Annotated in this window: 14 protein-coding genes; 1 reads left to right on the top strand and 13 read right to left on the bottom strand. The window is 33.8% G+C overall.

Translation table 11 applies throughout. The features are described 5' to 3' along the window. Positions 1-136: 136 nt before the first annotated feature. Together FYJ71_RS03200 and FYJ71_RS03195 are read right to left on the bottom strand one after the other, a co-directional pair. Complete coding sequence (locus FYJ71_RS03200; RefSeq protein ID WP_154537348.1) at positions 137-4,444, bottom strand: PolC-type DNA polymerase III; 4,308 nt, start codon at positions 4,442-4,444, stop codon at positions 137-139. A gap of 122 nt (positions 4,445-4,566) precedes the next feature. After that, complete coding sequence (locus FYJ71_RS03195; RefSeq protein ID WP_154537347.1) at positions 4,567-5,253, bottom strand: MBL fold metallo-hydrolase; 687 nt, start codon at positions 5,251-5,253, stop codon at positions 4,567-4,569. 257 nt (positions 5,254-5,510) lie between these two features. On the opposite strand from FYJ71_RS03195, the gene FYJ71_RS03190 reads away from it, so the two are divergent. Next, complete coding sequence (locus tag FYJ71_RS03190) at positions 5,511-6,740, top strand: flavodoxin family protein (protein WP_154537346.1); 1,230 nt, start codon at positions 5,511-5,513, stop codon at positions 6,738-6,740. A 123-nt stretch (positions 6,741-6,863) separates the two neighbouring features. On the opposite strand, the gene rnfB is transcribed toward FYJ71_RS03190, so the two are convergent. The 11 genes from rnfB to polA all read right to left on the bottom strand — a co-directional run bounded on the left by rnfB (position 6,864) and on the right by polA (position 18,545). After that, the gene (gene rnfB / locus FYJ71_RS03185; RefSeq protein WP_154537345.1) at positions 6,864-7,742 is read right to left on the bottom strand and encodes an RnfABCDGE type electron transport complex subunit B; all 879 of its coding nucleotides are present in this window, start codon (positions 7,740-7,742) and stop codon (positions 6,864-6,866) included. 15 nt (positions 7,743-7,757) lie between these two features. Next, positions 7,758-8,333, bottom strand: a complete 576-nt coding sequence (gene rsxA, locus FYJ71_RS03180; RefSeq protein WP_154537344.1) for an electron transport complex subunit RsxA — start codon at positions 8,331-8,333, stop codon at positions 7,758-7,760. Between the two features lie 13 nt (positions 8,334-8,346). Continuing rightward, on the bottom strand, positions 8,347-8,937 hold the full coding sequence (gene rsxE / locus FYJ71_RS03175; protein WP_154537343.1) for an electron transport complex subunit RsxE: 591 nt from the start codon (positions 8,935-8,937) through the stop codon (positions 8,347-8,349). Positions 8,938-8,948: 11 nt separating this feature from the next. Beyond that, positions 8,949-9,515, bottom strand: coding sequence for an RnfABCDGE type electron transport complex subunit G (locus FYJ71_RS03170; protein WP_154537342.1), 567 nt, complete (start codon positions 9,513-9,515; stop codon positions 8,949-8,951). Continuing rightward, positions 9,515-10,489 carry an RnfABCDGE type electron transport complex subunit D gene (locus FYJ71_RS03165; RefSeq protein ID WP_154537341.1) on the bottom strand — a complete coding sequence of 325 codons (975 nt, stop codon included), beginning with the start codon at positions 10,487-10,489 and terminating at the stop codon, positions 9,515-9,517. The genes FYJ71_RS03170 and FYJ71_RS03165 overlap by 1 nt, the downstream gene beginning before the upstream one ends. A gap of 23 nt (positions 10,490-10,512) precedes the next feature. Beyond that, complete coding sequence (gene rsxC / locus FYJ71_RS03160; protein ID WP_154537340.1) at positions 10,513-11,850, bottom strand: electron transport complex subunit RsxC; 1,338 nt, start codon at positions 11,848-11,850, stop codon at positions 10,513-10,515. A gap of 617 nt (positions 11,851-12,467) precedes the next feature. Next, a complete protein-coding gene (locus FYJ71_RS03155; RefSeq protein ID WP_235899046.1) occupies positions 12,468-13,868 on the bottom strand; it encodes a C40 family peptidase in 1,401 nt (466 codons plus the stop codon). A 345-nt stretch (positions 13,869-14,213) separates the two neighbouring features. Continuing rightward, positions 14,214-14,432, bottom strand: coding sequence for a heavy-metal-associated domain-containing protein (locus tag FYJ71_RS03145; protein ID WP_154537339.1), 219 nt, complete (start codon positions 14,430-14,432; stop codon positions 14,214-14,216). Between the two features lie 146 nt (positions 14,433-14,578). After that, positions 14,579-15,124, bottom strand: a complete 546-nt coding sequence (locus tag FYJ71_RS03140; protein ID WP_154537338.1) for a lytic transglycosylase domain-containing protein — start codon at positions 15,122-15,124, stop codon at positions 14,579-14,581. Next, entirely contained in the window at positions 15,111-15,737 is a 627-nt protein-coding gene (coaE, locus tag FYJ71_RS03135; protein WP_154537337.1) for a dephospho-CoA kinase, read from the bottom strand. Before coaE ends, FYJ71_RS03140 begins: the two co-directional genes overlap by 14 nt. A 159-nt stretch (positions 15,738-15,896) precedes the next feature. Then, a complete protein-coding gene (polA, locus tag FYJ71_RS03130; protein ID WP_154537336.1) occupies positions 15,897-18,545 on the bottom strand; it encodes a DNA polymerase I in 2,649 nt (882 codons plus the stop codon). Between the last annotated feature and the right edge of the window lie 85 nt (positions 18,546-18,630).

The following is an 18,630-nucleotide window of genomic DNA, read 5'->3' as shown; positions in this document are numbered from 1 at the left end:
ATCGCAAAATAAATTATATGTATTAAACTCAGCATAAATTCCAACGATAATTATTTGTTTTATAAGGCAAATAATAATGCCCCCTAATCTCGGATATATTCCAGCTTTATAGGGGGCAAATTTTATTGTTTTCAACTTACATCTTAAATGACAATTGGTTTTCGTCACTTAAATCCTCAAGACTACCATGCTCGCTTAGCTTTTCAACCACTGTTTTTGACAATCGAGTTCTTTTTAGCAAATCCTCCTTTGAAATAAATGGTTTGCTTCTCGCATCGACAACGCTCTGAGCAGCATTCTCACCCATTCCATCAAGCGAAATCATAGGAGGCAATATCTCTCCCTTTCCGTTAATTTTAAAATCTCTGGCATCAGATTTATAAATATCAACCTTTAGGACCTTTATTCCTCTGGCGAACATCTCTACAACGACTTCTAGCAATGTATATTGTGAATTTTCTTTGGTGGTAGCGCTGTTCCCTTTTTCTCTAATTTCTTCCATTCTCGCTTGCACCGCTTCCATCCCTTTGGAAATAAGCTCAATATCAAAGTCCTCAACTTTTGTGGTAAAATACGTTGCATAAAACGCCTCTGGATAATTTATTTTGCAATAGGCAATTCTAAATGAAGTCATGACATAGGCTACGGCGTGTGCCTTTGGAAACATATATTTTATTTTTTTACATGAGTTAATATACCATTCTGGTACATCCTTATCCCTCATATCACTTTCAAACTCAGGCTTTAATCCTTTACCTTTTCTTACACTCTCCATAATCGTAAACGCAGTTTTGGGTTTCAATCCACTAAATATCAGGTAGTTCATAATATCATCTCTAGTGGAAATAACATCCTTTAATCCGACAATATTACTTCTAACCAAATCCTGAGCATTATTTAGCCATACATCTGTACCATGTGACAAACCGGCTATTCTGACCAACTCTGCAAAAGTGGTAGGCATTGTATCGACGAGCATTTGCCTCGTAAACTTTGTTCCAAACTCCGGAATTGCCAAGCTTCCTACTGGAGTACCAATGTCTTCTGGTGAAACACCCAACGCTTTTGTAGATGTGAATAATGACATTGTTTCTGGATCATCCAGTGGTATATCGGTAATTTTAATTCCTGTCATATCCTCCAACATCTTTATTATGGTCGGACCGTCGTGTCCAAGTATATCTAGCTTCAAAATTCTACCACTGATAGAGTGATAATCGAAATGAGTTGTTATTACGCTTGAATTGACATCATTTGCAGGATATTGTATCGGTGTAAAATCATGCACATCCTTATAATCAGGAACTACCATTACCCCTCCAGGATGCTGTCCAGAAGTTCTCTTAACACCTGTACATCCCTTCGACAACCAATGAATATCCGCCATTGAATAGTTCAAGTCATTCTCTTCGGAAAATTTCTTTACATACGCAAATGCTGTTTTGTCTTTGACTGTACCAATTGTTCCCGCTCTGTAAGTATATCCCTTTCCAAAAAGTTCTTCTGTATATTGATGGATAGTGGGCTGATAAACCCCTGAGAAGTTTAGATCGATATCCGGCTCTTTATCTCCTTCAAAGCCTAAGAATACTTCAAATGGAATATCATGCCCATCCTTTATATATTTCGCTCCACATTTCGGACAATGCTTATCAGGTAAATCAACACCGGATCCCCATTCACCAATCGCAAAAAATTCACTATTTTTGCACTCTTTATTCGGGCATACATAATGAGCTGGCAACGGATTAACTTCTGTAATTCCACTCATTGTCGCTGCAATAGATGAACCTACAGAGCCTCTTGATCCGACTAAATATCCATCCGATAGAGATTTGGCAACCAGTTTACTTGCAATTATATACATAACTGCATATCCATTTCCTATTATCGAATTTAACTCTCTATCCAATCTGCTCTTTACTACTTCAGGCAAAGGAGATCCATATATATCCTCTGCCTTTTCATAGCACATCCTTCTCAGTTCATCTTCTGATCCATCTATTACAGGAGGGAATGTCCCATTTGGAATAGGAACTATTTTTTCCATCATATCTGCAATTTTATTTGAATTTGTAACTACGACCTCGTATGCCTTTTCTTCGCCAAGATATGAAAATTCCTCAAGCATCTCTTCTGTTGTTCTCAGATGAAGTCGCACTGGTTTCATAAATTTACCATTGCTTCTCTGAGAATACATCAAAATAGATCTATATATACCCTCATGCTCATCCAACATATGGACATCTCCGGTAGCAACGACAGGCTTGCCGAATTTATCGCCCAAGTCACACAATTTCATATTTATGGACATCAATTCTTTTCTATCCTTTACTTCGCCTGACTCAATTAAATATTTGCAGTTTTCAATAGGCATTATTTCTATAAAATCGTACAGCTTTAGCATTTCTCCTATTTCATCAACAGATTTATTTCGCAAAACGGCATTATATACCTCTCCACTTGAGCAAGCAGTTCCAACAATCAATCCATCTCTTCTCTTCAATAGCTCACTTTTCAGAATTCTAGGGCTTGAATAGAAGTGATTAATATGAGAGTCACTTATCAATTCGTACAGATTCTTTAGACCTGCCTGTGTCTTTGCGTAAATTGTCGCATGGGTTGGTCTAATCTTTTTAAAATCCAAATTTCCATAGATTTCGTTTACATCGCACAATTTTTCTGCACCGGCTTTTTTGAACATTTCTATAAATTTCAAAAATATTTCCGCTGTGGCTTGGGCGTCATTTACCGCTCTATGATGTCCATGAAGATTGACGTTTAACTCTTTTGCTATTTTGTCCAAGGTTACTCTTCTAAGATTTGTCAATAGAACTCTCGCCAAAATAACCGTGTCTATTTTTTCAAAATCATATTTGATACCAATTTTTTTGCATTTTTCCATTATAAATCCAGTATCAAAGTCCGCATTATGAGCAACCAATACCGAACCCTTTGCAAATTCAATAAATTTAGGCAAAACAACGTCAATGGCGTCAGCTTCAGCAACCATTTCATTTGTTATGTTAGTCAATTCTTGAATTTTGTACGAAATATCCATTTTAGGGTTTACAAAGCATGAAAAATTATCTACAATTTTTCCGTTTTCGATTTTTACAGCACCGATTTCTGTAATATTATCATTGACAGGCGAAAAACCAGTGGTCTCTATATCGAATACTACAAAGCTTTGATCAAAGCTTCTGTCATTCGCATTTTGAATTATCTCCCTACTATCATCAACCAAATATGCTTCTACTCCATACAATATTTTAATATCTGATTTACTTGTGGCATTCATTGCATCTGGATATGCTTGAACCACACCATGGTCTGTAATAGCAACAGCCCTATGCCCCCATTTTTCCAATCTCTTAATAAGATCTTTTATCGGAACAGTAGAGTCCATTGCTGACATCTGCGTATGCAAATGTAATTCTACCCTCTTTTCAGGAGCATTGTCGATTCTTTCTTCTTTTTTTTCAAGCTTTATCCCAGTTATATTCATGTCATATCCCTGTGAATAAATATTGAAATAGATGTCACCCATCAATCTAAGATAACTTCCTACCTTTGTATTCGTCTCTATAATTTCCTTATTTAGGTCATTTAAATTAATATTACAGCTTATGGCACCCGTATTGTCTGTAACATAGATTGTAAGTATTGTCTTTCCATTTCTTAGCTCTCTTAAATTTACATCAAATACCTCGCCAACAATACTAACTGTTTTTGTGTTCTCATCAATGTTGGATATATCGATTATATTTGCATTCACTCTCTCGCCATATATGATATTCGGATCTTTTTCAAATTCAACCTTGTATTTATCATCCACAACACTCGGTTTTTTTTCCTCTTTAACCAAAACATCACAAAATTTTTCAATCTCCAATTGATTTTTCTTTAAAATACGTTCTACATATGTGACATCATTTTTATTTTCAACAGCACACTCAAAAATAACATCGATATCACAATTTAGCTCTTGTAGTAACATCTGTTCTATTTTTTCGTCTATTTTTTTTTCTAGTAGCCTATTGAAAATTATTCTGTTAGGGGCCTTTATTTTTAGAGTCTCCTTTAAAAACATATACTCTACCGAATCAGAATAGGCTCTTATCGATGGGCATTCCAACTTCATTAGATAAAAAATATTTTTCCAATACTGCTTTATCAAATTTTTACGATCTTTTTTTTCATTGTACTTTATCGAAACTGTAAACCCTATATCGTCTTTCTTCTGTTTTATTTTTTTTGAAACCTCATATTTTGCTTCATCTAAAAGCTCATGACTAATAACATTTTTTGAAGATAAATAAAATTTTATTTTTCCATTTTTCTTGTTAATGGAAATTTTTGTAACTGTAGCATCTTCAAAATCCTTTTTAAAACCTTTCTTGTTAATATCCAATTTTTGAAAAACATCTAACAATGATTCCATAGTATTTCTCCTTTCTAAAACGAATAAATTTTTGTATCTCGTTACAACTAAATAAACGCCGTTTATATAAATTTGACTCCATTTAATTCAAAAAATTATTCGCAAATTTCAGGACATATCTTTTATATTTCATAATAATTAGCCGTTGTCATATGAGTATCTATTATCTCAATATCTTCAATCAGTTCCTTATTATCTGCCTTAAATTTATCAATAAATTCGTATTTCTCCCATAAATGCATTGGAGCAATATATTTTGTACATGTATTTTCGATAAAATATTTCAATCCCCAATCATATCTATCTCCCTGTCTAGGATCTAACACCACCATAGCCAAGTCTATTTTTCTGCCCTTTAACAGCTTCATCTCATTGAGAAATCTCTCTGTCATACTATCATATTCATCTTGAGTTTCATATCCGTGCCACGTCCACCAATTAAGATCGCCACTATGATAAATTGTTTTTCCTTCAGTCGTAATCAGTACCGCTATACCTAAGTCTGTACTCTCAAAAGTTTCTATTTCAAGATCATCGATATAGTATTTTTTTCTACATTCCAAAAAATGAATATCTTCCCTTTCTTCAATCTCTATATCGTCCGACAATAGATATTTTACATCCTTAAATCCCTTAAATATGTCAAAAATATTCTCATTAAAATGATCTCGATGTGAATGTGTCGAAACAACATAAAGCTTTTTTTCGCTATCAATATTGGGAATATCTCCTTTATAATAATCAAATATAATGTTTTTATCTTCAAATTCAATTAAAAAACCACTGTGGTAAATATATGTTAATTTCATAAAAAACCTCTTTTCATAAAAATTCTTATATCAAAAAAATATAATTTACTGTTCTCTTTGCTACTTTTAATACCTTGTATTTTGGTTATTTTTGAACCAATTTTTAACTACACTCTTAAAGATACGCTTATGAAGCACAACTATATTATACCAAATTTTCTAGAAAAAAGTATCTTTTTTAGACACTATGTAGCTTATCTATTTTGAATAATAATGTTATAATTAGTAATATAACAATAGATTTGGAGGGATGCACAATGGAACTTATTTTACTTGAAAATGCAGAAGGTCTCAATTTTAAAAATAGCAATACAGTCGTAGTGGACTGCAAGGATATAAAACCATGTATTGGGTGTGCTGGATGTTGGGTCAAAACACCTGGAATCTGTGTTCTTCCAGATAGAGTTCAACACTACGCTGAGAACATAACAAAGTTTGACACGATAACAATAATAAGCAAATTATGCTTCGGAGGATTTTCATATCCTATAAAGAGAGTTATTGACAGATGTATTGGATACTTGGATACTTTTATGGTTAAATCCGGCAATGATATGAGGCATGGAAAAAGATATGATCATAGCTTTCATTTAAATGTTATTTTTTATGGAAATACGAGTATTGGAGAAAAGGAAGATGCAACAGAATTGGTTAAAGCCTGTTGCAAAAATTACTATATCGATTCATATAATATTGAGTTTGTAAACTCTTTTGCGACTGCATACATTCTTCTTGGTGGTGAAAAAAACGATGCAATGTATATGAATCACGATGATATAATAATTCCAAAGCACATTGATTTGAAGAAAAAGGAAAAAAGTATTGCAGTGATTAATGCCAGTCCAAGAAAGAAAAAGGCTGCTTCTGAATACTATTCAAATAAGCTCATTGAGATTTGTAATAGATTATCAAATAACGAAATGAAGATAGACAAGTATTATTGGGATTCTACAAAACCATTATCTGGGTACGAAATAATGAAATTTACGGAGTACGAATCAATAGTATTTTGTTTGGGTGTATATATAGACACTCTTCCATCACATGTTATACAGAACCTACAAAGAATTGATGAATATCTGTATCAATATCTAAAAAATCATACCTATGGTCCATTGGCTGACAATATAAGAAACACAAGAATTTATGTATTGTCAAACAATGGGTTGGCTCATGGAAATCAAAGCATTCACACAATACAATGCTTTAAGAATTTTTCGCTGAAGAACAAATTTAACTGGGTAAACGGAATGGGAATTGGTGGAGGACCGATTTACGCCAACCCAAAAACAGACTATCTTTTAAATTCCGATTCTAAAGAAGTCTATGACGCCTTTACTAAATTTTGTGACAGCATCGTAAATTACGATCAAAATGAGAGATATTCACCAATTTTTACCAACTGCCATATTCCAATTGACGACTACATAAATTCAATAAATACGTTATGGAAAAAAGCACTTACTAGAAATCTTATAGATAAGTAAATTTAATAAAGATGAATTTATAATAAGTAAAGCAAGTTAAGACAGGTAAACTAAAAATAAAGCTCACATATTCATTTACTACAATGTATAAAATGAATATATGAGCTTTTTTTAATTTACTAATTAATTATTTTCAGTTTCAGAACTTTCTTCTTTAACTTTTTCATCAGCTTCCTTTTTTTCAACTGGCTTCGGTTGAACTGCAGGTTTTTTTCTTTCCTTTGGTTTGATAACCTTTGTTGGACACTTCATGGCACACTTATTACACTGTTTACATTTATCATAATCAATCTGAGCCAATTTATTTTCAAAAATAATTGCATCAAATGGACATTCTTTAAAACAGATTCCGCACCCTATACAACCAACTGTACAGTTTTCTTTTACGTTTTTACCAAAGTCATTTGACTTACAAAGCACTGTAACTTCTTTCTTTTGAGGTTTTCTTTCAATTAATCCCTTAGGACAAACATCTATACATTTACCACAGTTTACACACTTTTCATCGTCAACAACAGCAACACCATCAATGACATGAATTGCGTCAAATGCACAAACTTGCACACAAGTACCCAAACCAAGACATCCATAAGAACATCCCTTAGGACCACCTATCAAAGATGCCGCAGCTCTACAGTCTTCGATTCCACTGTATTCATATTTATTCTTAGTAGCTTCACATGTACCCTTACATCTTACATTTGCTACTATCTTTTCTCCAGCACCAGCTTCAACACCCATTATAGCTGCAACTTTTTCAGCACAAGCAGCACCACCAACAGGACAACCATTAACTGGAGCCTCACCTTTTGCTATTGCAGCAGCCAAGCCTCCACAACCAGGGAAACCACAACCACCACAGTTTGCACCAGGAAGAGCTTCAAGAATTTCTGCTTCCTTTGGATCAACCTCTACAGCAAATTTTTTAGAAGCAAAATCAAGGATTAGACCAAAGATTAAACCTAGCACACCAAGCACTAATACCGCATATACAATAAGCATTCTTCAACCTCCTCCTTATAGCTTTATTAGACCTGTAAATCCAAGAAAAGCAATTGACATCAAGCTTGCAGAAATTAGCGCTATAGGGAATCCTTTGAACGCTTCCTGAATATCAGCCAATTCTAATTTTTCTCTGATTCCGGCAAATATTACGATTGATAATGTAAATCCTATACCAGCACCTACACCATTTATTAAAGTTTCAATAATATTGTAACCCTTAGTTATATTTACTATTGCAATACCAAGAACCGCACAGTTAGTTGTAATCAGCGGTAGGAAAACACCAAGAGCTTGATAAAGCGATGGAGAAGTCTTCTTAATAACCATCTCAACGAACTGAACAATTGATGCGATAACAAGTATAAATGCTATCGTCTGTAAATATTCTATCTTAAAGTTTACCAAAATAATTTGGATAAAATAAGTAATTATTGAAGCAAGTGCGATAACGAATGTAACAGCAACCCCCATTCCTATTGCTGTATCTGTCTTCTTAGAAACACCTAAGAACGGACAAATACCAAGGAATTGAGAAGTTATTACGTTGTTAACAAGCACTATATATAAAAATAATAGTATTAGTTTCAATCTCTACACCCCTTTACGCCTTTTTCTTAGTCAACTTGTTGAATATCGCCATCAAGAAACCTAATGTCAAGAATGCACCTGGTGGTAATATAAACAATAATGTATTCATGCTACTTGGTAGGAATACCATTCCAAATATACTTCCAGCACCTAAGATTTCTCTAACAGCACCTAGTACTCCCAAACCAACTGTAAAACCTAATCCCATTCCAAGACCATCTACAAATGATGCAACCGGTCCATTTTTACAAGCAAAGCTTTCCGCTCTTGCAAGTATCAAACAGTTAACAACTATAAGTGGTATAAATAGTCCTAGTGCCTTGTCCAAAGCTGGAACATATGCCTTTAGCATCATTTGAACTATTGTAACGAATGTAGCTATTACAACAACAAAGCAAGGTATTCTTATCTTGTCTGGAACCAACTTTCTTAGTAATGATATGGCAACGTTTGAACATGCCAAAACTACTGCTGTCGAAATCCCCATACCTATACCATTTATTGCAGAACTTGTAACTGCTAGTGTAGGACACATACCTATTACCTGAACAAATGTAGGGTTTTCATCAATAATACCGTTTTTGAATATTTTTCCTAAACTCATCTCTAACCCTCCTATTTATTTACAGCCTCAAATACCTGAATAGCCTCATTCACACCATCAGTTACCGCTCTCGATGTGATTGTAGCTCCAGATATGGCCTTTATCTGATTGTCGGCTGGTGAACCGCTCTTAATTACTTCCAATGGCTTTGCTTCTTTATCTTTATACTGTCCATTGAAGGCTGGATCAGCAGCTTTTGCTCCTAGTCCAGGTGTTTCTGTATTGTTACCAACACTTACACCCATTATCTTGCCATCTTTGTTAATTCCTATTGTTAGCTCAACAGCACCACCATAACCTGATGGGTTAGCCTTTATAGTATAACCAACAGTGTTGGAACCATCTGTACCTTCAAATACCTCTGTGACTGTAGATGCTCCAGCACTAGAATATTTAGCTGCATCTACCTGTTTAAAATCTTTCGCTACAGGTAATACCTCTTTTCTTGCTGCATTACTTGCAGCTATATTTCTCTGTTCGATTACAGGTGCAGTCAGTTGATTCGTACCAGCAAGCAACAATGCCGCTGCCGCAGAAAATGCCAATAATGTTCCACCTACTTTTATCATACTGTTCATTATTTACGCACCTCCCCAAATACTCTATTGTTTACATACTTGTCGATTAGTGGTACCAAACAGTTTGCGAATAATATCGAATATGATACACCTTCTGGATATCCTCCAAACAATCTTATACAAGTCGCTATTACAGCGGCGATTGCAGCATATATAATCTGTCCTTTTTTCGTCATAGGAGATGTAGTATAATCAGTCAACATGAAGAATCCACCAAGTAAAAGTCCTCCAGCCAAAGCCTGATACATTGCAAACTCAGCGTTGAAGCCTCCAAATATAAATGATAAAACTACTACTAATACTATATATACAGCAGGCATAATATATGAAATAATACCTTTATATATTAAATAAACACCACCCAATATTATCAATAGTGAACATGTTTCGCCTATCGTACCACCGATATTTCCCATAAACATTTGTCCAAGTGAAATACCAGCCTCGTGTATTCTTCCCACAGCATCTGCAGAAGTTCCTCCAGCAAGTTTTAAATAACTAAGTGGAGTTGCAGCTGTAACGGCGTCTGGATTTGCTCCAGGTTTCAACCAAGTTGTCATAGCAACAGGGAATGAAGCCAATAAAAATGCTCTACCTGCAAGTGCTGGGTTAAGGAAGTTAAAACCAATTCCTCCAAATACCATTTTTACAACAATTATTGCAAAAACAGAACCAAAAATACACATCCAAACTGGAAAACCAGCAGGAACGTTAAATGCCAACAATAAACCTGTCACAACTGCAGACAAGTCACCAACTGTAGATCTTTTCTTTGTTATTTTACAATACAACCATTCAGAACCTACAGCTCCTATAACACAAGCCAAGATTGTTATTAATCCTTGAACTCTGAAATAATAAATTCCAGCAGCAGTCGCAGGTAACAACGCAAGAATAACTTGTTTCATTATGTATGTAGTATCTTCATTAGTCCTAATATGAGGAGATGAAGAAACTATCAATTTCTCATTCATTATTTTTCCTCCTAACTAATTATTTACTTTTGTGCTGCAGCTTTTCTTCTCTTAGCACCTATTTCTCTCTTCGCCTGTCTTATAGAAGGTAATAACAATCTTCTAGCAGGACAAATATATGAACATGAACCACATTCGATGCAATCCATTGCCCTATGCTTTTCTGCTTCGTCAAAATTATTCTTCAACGAATATGCACTGATAAATAATGGCTGAAGGAATGCTGGACATACGTCTGTACATCTACCACATTTAATACAGTTCATTGGTTCTGGAGCTACAGACATCGCTTCGTCAAGTATCAATATTCCTGAAGAACCTTTATTTGTAGAAATATCATCAGTGTATTGCGCTAGACCCATCATAGGCCCACCAGCAATCAGTTTTCTCGCTGTAACACCTTCTTTTATGCCACCACATTGTTCTATAATTTCGCTAAATTTAGTTCCAACCTTTGTTATTAAGTTTTTAGGTTCCTTTATACATGGACCTGTAACAGTCGTAATTCTTTCAACAAGAGGCATACCTTCTCTTATTGCTCTTGCGATTGCTGCTGATGTCGCAACATTCGTAACAACTGCACCAACAGCTATAGGAAGTGCTCCAGATGGAACTTCTCTTCCAGTACAGGCATAAATAAGCTGTTTTTCAGCACCTTCTGGATATTTTACCTGAAGGCTCGCAACTTCGATTTCTGGATATGGTTCAGCAGCTTTTATCATATTTTTAATCGCTTCAGGCTTATTTACTTCTATACCAATAAAACCTTTGTCTACATTTAATGCTTTTAAAAGAGCTCTTAAACCATACACAACATCATCTGGATGTTCAACCATTAATCTATCATCAGCTGTTAAATATGGCTCACACTCTGCACCATTCAAAATCACGAATTCTGCCTTTGAATCTGGTGGTGGAGAAATTTTAACATGGTTAGGGAAAGTCGCACCACCCATACCAACTATTCCAGCCTCTTTAATGATTGCCACTATCTCTTCTTTTTCAAGAGTTTCAACATCACCCTTTGGCTTCACACTTTCATGAAGTTCTTCTTTAAAATCATTTTCGATAATTACGCACATTGCAGTACCACCTGGAACTCCACATGGTTGAATTGCTTTTACTACACCCGATACCGATGAATGAATATTAGAAGATACGAAACCTTGAGCTTCACCAATCTTTTGTCCAAGCTTCACTTCTTCTCCAACTTCTACAATGCACTTTGCCGGTGCACCGATATGTTGCTGAAGTGGGATATAAACAGTAGAAGGAGCCTTTGCTCTCTCAATTGGTTTTTTATTTGCATACTCTTTTCCATACGGAGGATGTATTCCTCCCTTAAAAGTTAAGAGTTTCATTCTGTTACCCCCTATTCTTAACTAGTATTTAATTTATTTCAATTACTAGTATACAACAACTCTAAAAAATTAGCAATAACAAGTGTTAAACGATAAAAAAAACGTTTTTGGAAAATTATTTTGAAAAATACCTTAATAATGACTTAATTTTTAAATTTTTTTTATTTTTTTTCACTTTTTCTTATAATAAATAAAAAAAAATAAAATATCATACAAATAAAAATGAAATAAAATACACATAAAATGCTAATTTAAATAATTATTCTACATATTTTCATGTCATTTGTGAACTTAATCTGATAATAATATGAATTTTCTAAACTTTTCACATCTTCAGAATATCGTGTATTTGATATACTATTTAGTTTTTTATTTTTCTCAATTGATAATTTTATATCATATATTTTTTTAAAATTGAATACTCTTCCAGAAATTGAATACTTATCAAGAAATGTATTCTTTTTCGATACTAAATTCTATGTTAAAATCGAATAAAGTAAACATGTATATATTTCACTAAAAATATACATTGCGTAAAAAAGTGAAACTAAAAAGCAGATTTTCCAATGAAACTATTCATTAAGAAAATCTGCCAATAAATCAACTATATATAATAATTATATTCTTCTAGCACCAAGTAGCTTAACCCATTTTTCAGATAGATTAGATACCTTCACGTATTCTGGATTAGTTGCAGTACCACTTGCATGGATGAACTTTCCATTTCCTAGATATATTCCAACGTGGCTAGTTGTTCCTGAGCCTGTAGTATCAAAATACAACAAATCTCCAACCTTCATACTTGAAGTACTAACTGCACTACCAACTGTTGCCTGTGCTCTAGAAACTCTTGGAATATCTACGCCAAGCGCATTCTTATATACATACTGAGTAAAACCAGAACAGTCAAATCCTGAAGTCGAACTTCCACCCCAAGTATATCTTGTTCCTAGCAAAGTCTGAGCATAATCAGCGACCTTGTTTCCTGTTGCCGACGGAGTTGTATCACCAACAGCAACCTTTGTATCTGTCTGCTTCGCAGTAGCTGATGATTTAGTGCTATCTGTAGAAGTAGTTGAAGCAGTTCTATTGATAAAACTTGCACCAACGTATCCAGTACTACCATCGCTTAGCTTAATTTTATACCATCCATTTTCTTCACCGATGATATTTACTACAGCATTGCTCTTCAATGTAGATATAACTGCATTCTTTGTTCCAGCACCTGCTCTAACATTCAAACCAACCTTGCTGTTAACAGTTCCTTGATTTGAAGAAACAGTAGTATTAGTTTCAGTAGACTTCACGTCATTGTCTGAGCCCTTAATAAATTCTGAAACATTTGATTTATCAACTTCATTAGTAAGGTTGATGTATTTTCCACTAGCCCAACCAGTTGTACCATCCTTAAGAATCACCTTATACCATCCATTAGACGATTTTGAAACAACCTTAAATATTTCACCTTTATAGATCACACCTGAAATACCATTTGAAACTGATGGACCAATTCTAACGTTAAGCGATGTAGTAGACGCTATTTTTGCATTTGATTTAACCTCTACATTGCTGCCCTGCCCAGTTTTCACATTGGCAGCGCCTAAATTTTCAAAGTTTGAATTAACTTCTACTTTTTCTGTATTTTCGTTTGTTACAACCTTATTTCCACTTTTTATCTCACTATTTGCATTAACATCATTATTTTCATTTTTATTTGCTGAATCAACATCATTAGATTGCACTTTTCCATCAGCTTCGTTTCCTGACACATAGTATCCACTGACCCAACCATTTTGACCATCCTCAGTTTGAACATTTGCCCAACCATCTTGGTTACTAATAACTGTTAATTTCGCCCCTGCTTGAAGTTCTGAGACCTTATTTGAAGTCGCACTTGGCTGTTCTCTAAGGTTGATACCGTTGGTTGCCTCTACTTGTTGTTCCATTGCACTAGCATTTGAAACAGATATGGCTACTGCAGCTGCACCTAACCCTAACACTGTTATTGCTTTTTTCATCTAAATTCTCACCTCTCATTATATTATTTATAGTCAGCAACTGCTGACACATTTGTTACAATCAATTGTTACTTTTCTCTAAAACACTCGTGAACATAGTAAAATATTACTATCGCATTCAAGCTATAAATCTATAATACATCATTTTATTACAGTTTGTAAAGTATTTTTTTACAAAAAATCATTATTTTATCGTTTTTTTGTAACTTTTGATAACCAATTTGTAACTATTAAATCGCTAAACCAACAGTTTTCTGTAACTTTTTTGTAACTTAATTTTATTTTACTTTTTTAAACAATAATCTGTTTTTTTGTCAATAGTCTGTATTTTATTATGGTAAATTTTTATAACAATTCTATTCCAACAAGCTTAAAATCTAATTCCTCAACAGCAATCTTTAGAGCTTCATCAGTTACTCCATCTTCAACATCTACATCTGCATACTTTTCCTCTAAGCTTATCCTATCGACTTTTACTCCATCGATATCCTCATTAAGAACTGCTTCAAGTCCCTTTACACAATTTGCACAATGCATTCCTTCAATAAATAGTCTTTTTTTCATTGCCAATTCCTCCATTCTTTTTTGTATTAGTTTCTACATTCATATGGTAGAATATTCATAAATCAGTTCACTGTTTTAAAAGCTTTTCAACATATCAACATATCGTTCAATATTATTGTTCTAAAGAGCATGATTTCAAATACAGCTTACTGATATATTTTCTTGTAAAGCTCATAGTTCTTCAAAACTTTTTTCGTATAACCCGAGGTTTCTTTGAATGGAATATTCTCAAGTGTCACACCATCAGAGCTATACTGGGGATTCTTGAGCCACTTTCTCACATTTCCAGATCCACCATTATATGCAGCAATCATCAAGGTCAAATTCCCATCAAACTGGCTCTCCAATTTTTTTAAATAATATGTTCCGACTCTTATATTGGTATCTGGATCAAAAACATTCATATTTTTAATCCTCAGCTCTTCATTGACCCACTCAGCCGTTATATCGGTAACCTGCATCAACCCCTTGGCATTTTTTGTAGAAACTGCATTTGGCTCGAAACTACTCTCTGTTTTGATAATACTATATATTAGATACTTGTCTATGTCGTATAGATCAGAGTAATACTCTACAATTTTTTTGTACTTTGTAGGATAAAATACCTTTGAAACTTGTTTGTTGCATATAAATATCGATAATATTGCAACCAAAACAAAAATACAAACTATTCTAGCCTTATTTTTCTTCAAACCAATTTCCCCCAATTTCTAATTTCCATATTTTTATTTGTTCCATTAGATTTTCTATACTCTTGTTTAACTCATCGATTCCTCCAGAATTATCTATGGAAAAATCAGATTTACTTACCTTAACATTTTGCGAAAGCTGACTGTCTATCCTCTTCTTTGCATCCTCACAACTTAGATTATCACGCTGAATCACTCTTTCCAGTTGGACTCTTTCGTCACAATATACAGTGATGACTTTATCGAATTTTCCCTGCATACCCGTCTCAAACAAAAGTGCTGCATCAACAACCACAATATCGGAGCGCGACGTTTCAATTCTATTGTCAATCAATTCATTTATTTTCTTATGAGTAATCGAATTTAGCTGTTTTAGCTTTTTAGAATCATCGAATACTAATTTCCCTAAGGTTTTTCTATCAACAATCATTTGATTACCTGCTATTCCAATGGCATCAGGAAAAACTTTCCTTAGTTCTTCAATGACATCTGAATGTTTGTAAATCTCTCTAGTTAAAAGGTCGGCGTCGATTACATCAATGCCAAATTCTTTAAATCTACTAGAAACTGTGCTTTTACCACATCCAATATTACCAGTTAAACCCAATACAAGCATAACATCACTTCCTCAATTATCACATTTTATTCAAAATCATTACAATCAAATTTAATTATTATAAACACAATATATAATAAATATGTATAATAAATATGTACAATAAATATTACAATAAGAAACTCTAATTATTATTTATAGTATTCATAGCTTAAATCTTTATTTCGTTTCATACCATGAATTTCCAATGTTTAAATCCACATCGAGATCAACATCTAAATAAACGGCATTTTCCATTTCTTCTTTTAAAAGAGCTTCAATTATTTCAAGTTCATCTTCAACTGCTTCCACAATCAACTCATCGTGTACTTGAAGTATTAATTTTGATTTTAAACCCTCTTCAAAAAGACGATTATGTACATTCACCATGGCAATTTTAATGATATCGGCTGCACTTCCTTGTATTGGAGCATTCATCGCCGCTCTTTTACCTCTGTTCTTATCGATAAAATTGTTTGATTTTATCTCTGGAATATATCTTCTTCTATTGAACATAGTGGTAGAATATCCTGTTCTTTCAGCATTGGCGACAATCTCATCCATAAAACCTTTTATCTTGTCGTACTTGCCAAAATAACTATTTATATAATCCTTTGCCCTTGCTAGTGAAATATTCAAATCCTTCGCCAGACCAAAATCACTCTTTCCATATATGATTCCGAAATTTACCGCCTTTGCCGCACTTCTCAACTCCGGCGTAACATCATCAAGACTAACATTAAAAACTTGAGATGCTGTTTTTCTATGTATATCCTCTCCACTTGAAAATGCTTCAATCATATTTTCATCACCACTCATATGAGCCAAAACTCTCAATTCAACCTGAGAATAATCGGCATCTACAAGCTTTCTACCATTTTCAGAAATAAATACCTTTCTAATATTTCTACCTATATTAGTTCTAACTGGTATGTTTTGAAGATTTGGATCTGTTGAAGAGATTCTTCCCGTCGAAGCAATGGTTTGATTAAATGTGGAGTGGATTCTCCCATCCTTTTCATTAATTACTGAATTCAAACCGTCAATATATGTCGATTTCAATTTTACCACTGTTCTATAATCCGAAATCAATCTTATTATTTCATGCTCATCCATCAGTTTTTCTAATACCTCAGCATTTGTTGAATATCCTGTTTTCGTCTTTTTCACTACGGGTAGACCAAGCTTTTCGAAAATTATTACACCTAGCTGTTTTGGAGAATTGATATTAAATTCCTCTCCTGCTAAAGAGAAAATCTTCTTTTCTGCATCGTATATAAGCTCTTTAATCTCCAAATCCAATTCGTTCAATACATCCTTATCTACCATAATACCAGTGTATTCCATGTCCCCTAGCACTGCTATCAGAGGCATTTCAACATCATAAAACAGCATCTCCATACCATCGTCAATAATGCTTTTTTCCATAGCTTCTATCACACCGAATACAGTATCAAAAATTCCGATAATATAGTCTTTCAAATTTTCAAAATCGACCTCTTCAAATGAAAGAGATTTCGCTCCCTTTCCCAAAAGCTCATCCTTTGTCATTACTTTTTTGTAGAGATATTTGTTCGCTATTGAATCTATATCATATGAAGACGAGGATTTCGACTCTATTACATACTCGGCAATAGAGATATCAAACTTAATATTTCCCAAATATATTCCATAAGGTCTAAGTGCAACAAAATCTTGCTTCAGCTCATACCCTATTTTTTCTATCTCTTCACTTTCCAATATCTCTTTTAAAGCAATTATCTCTTCACCATCTAAATAGTAGTATTCCTTTCCATCAATCGATAGAAATGTTTTGATAATATTCTTATCTAAAATATTTCCTTCCCTGCAAATGGTCTTTATTGATAAAACGCCTTCTTCGTTAATTTTTTCAATAAAGGTTTCAATGTCTTCCAATTTATTAATTTCTTTTTTTTCTACTTCCTTTTCTTCACAGTCTGTAAGCTCCGAAAGCTTTGAAATAAGACTATTGAATTTTAGTTTTTGAAATTCTTTAATAACAGCCTGAACATCAAAGGAGCCAAACTCCATGTCTTCAAAGCTCAAATCCAACGGAATATTTCTATCTATCGTAGCCAGCTCTTTACTCATAATGGCAGATTCCGTATTTTCTTCTACTTTCTTTTTCTGAGCACCCTTTAATTTGTCCACATTTTCAATAACGCCTTCAACACTCCCAAATTCTTGCAAAAGCTTAATACCTGTTTTTTCACCTATTCCAGGTATTCCAGGTATATTATCTGATTTATCACCCATCAAGCCCTTCAAATCAATAAATTGTGCTGGTGTCAGCCCATATCTTTCAATAACGCCCTCTGTATTATATTCCTCTACTTCTGCAACACCTTTCTTTGTTATCATAACAAGAGTTTTGTCGGATGCCAATTGAATTGCATCCTTATCTCCTGTGACTACATAAACAGAAAAATCATTTTCTTCTCCAATTCTCGATATTGTTCCAAGAATATCATCAGCCTCATAACCCTCAAGCTCTTTTCTATCTATATTCATTGAATCCAGAATATTTTTCAGTGGTTCAAGCTGCATTGCCAATTCAGAAGGCATACCTTTTCTGCCAGCCTTATAATCTGCAAAGGCTTTATGTCTAAATGTAGGAGCCTTCAAGTCAAAGGCGACAGAAATATGTGTCGGTTGTATATTTTTTATCATCTTAAACATCATTGTCAAAAATCCATAAACAGCATTTGTGTGCAATCCATCACCATTATCCATAGGAGGTAAGGCAAAAAATGCTCTATTGATTATAGAATTTCCATCAATTAGCAGTATTTTCTTTTTATTATCCATATGATTTCCTCTCATTTCTACCTGTAAGTATACATTTAATTATACCACAAAAACTACTGAAAAATTTTTATAAATTTTTCTTGTT

The sequence above is a fragment of the Peptostreptococcus porci genome (assembly GCF_009695815.1).
GTDB lineage: Bacteria > Bacillota > Clostridia > Peptostreptococcales > Peptostreptococcaceae > Peptostreptococcus > Peptostreptococcus porci.
This window is presented reverse-complemented; position numbering and strand designations above follow the sequence as displayed.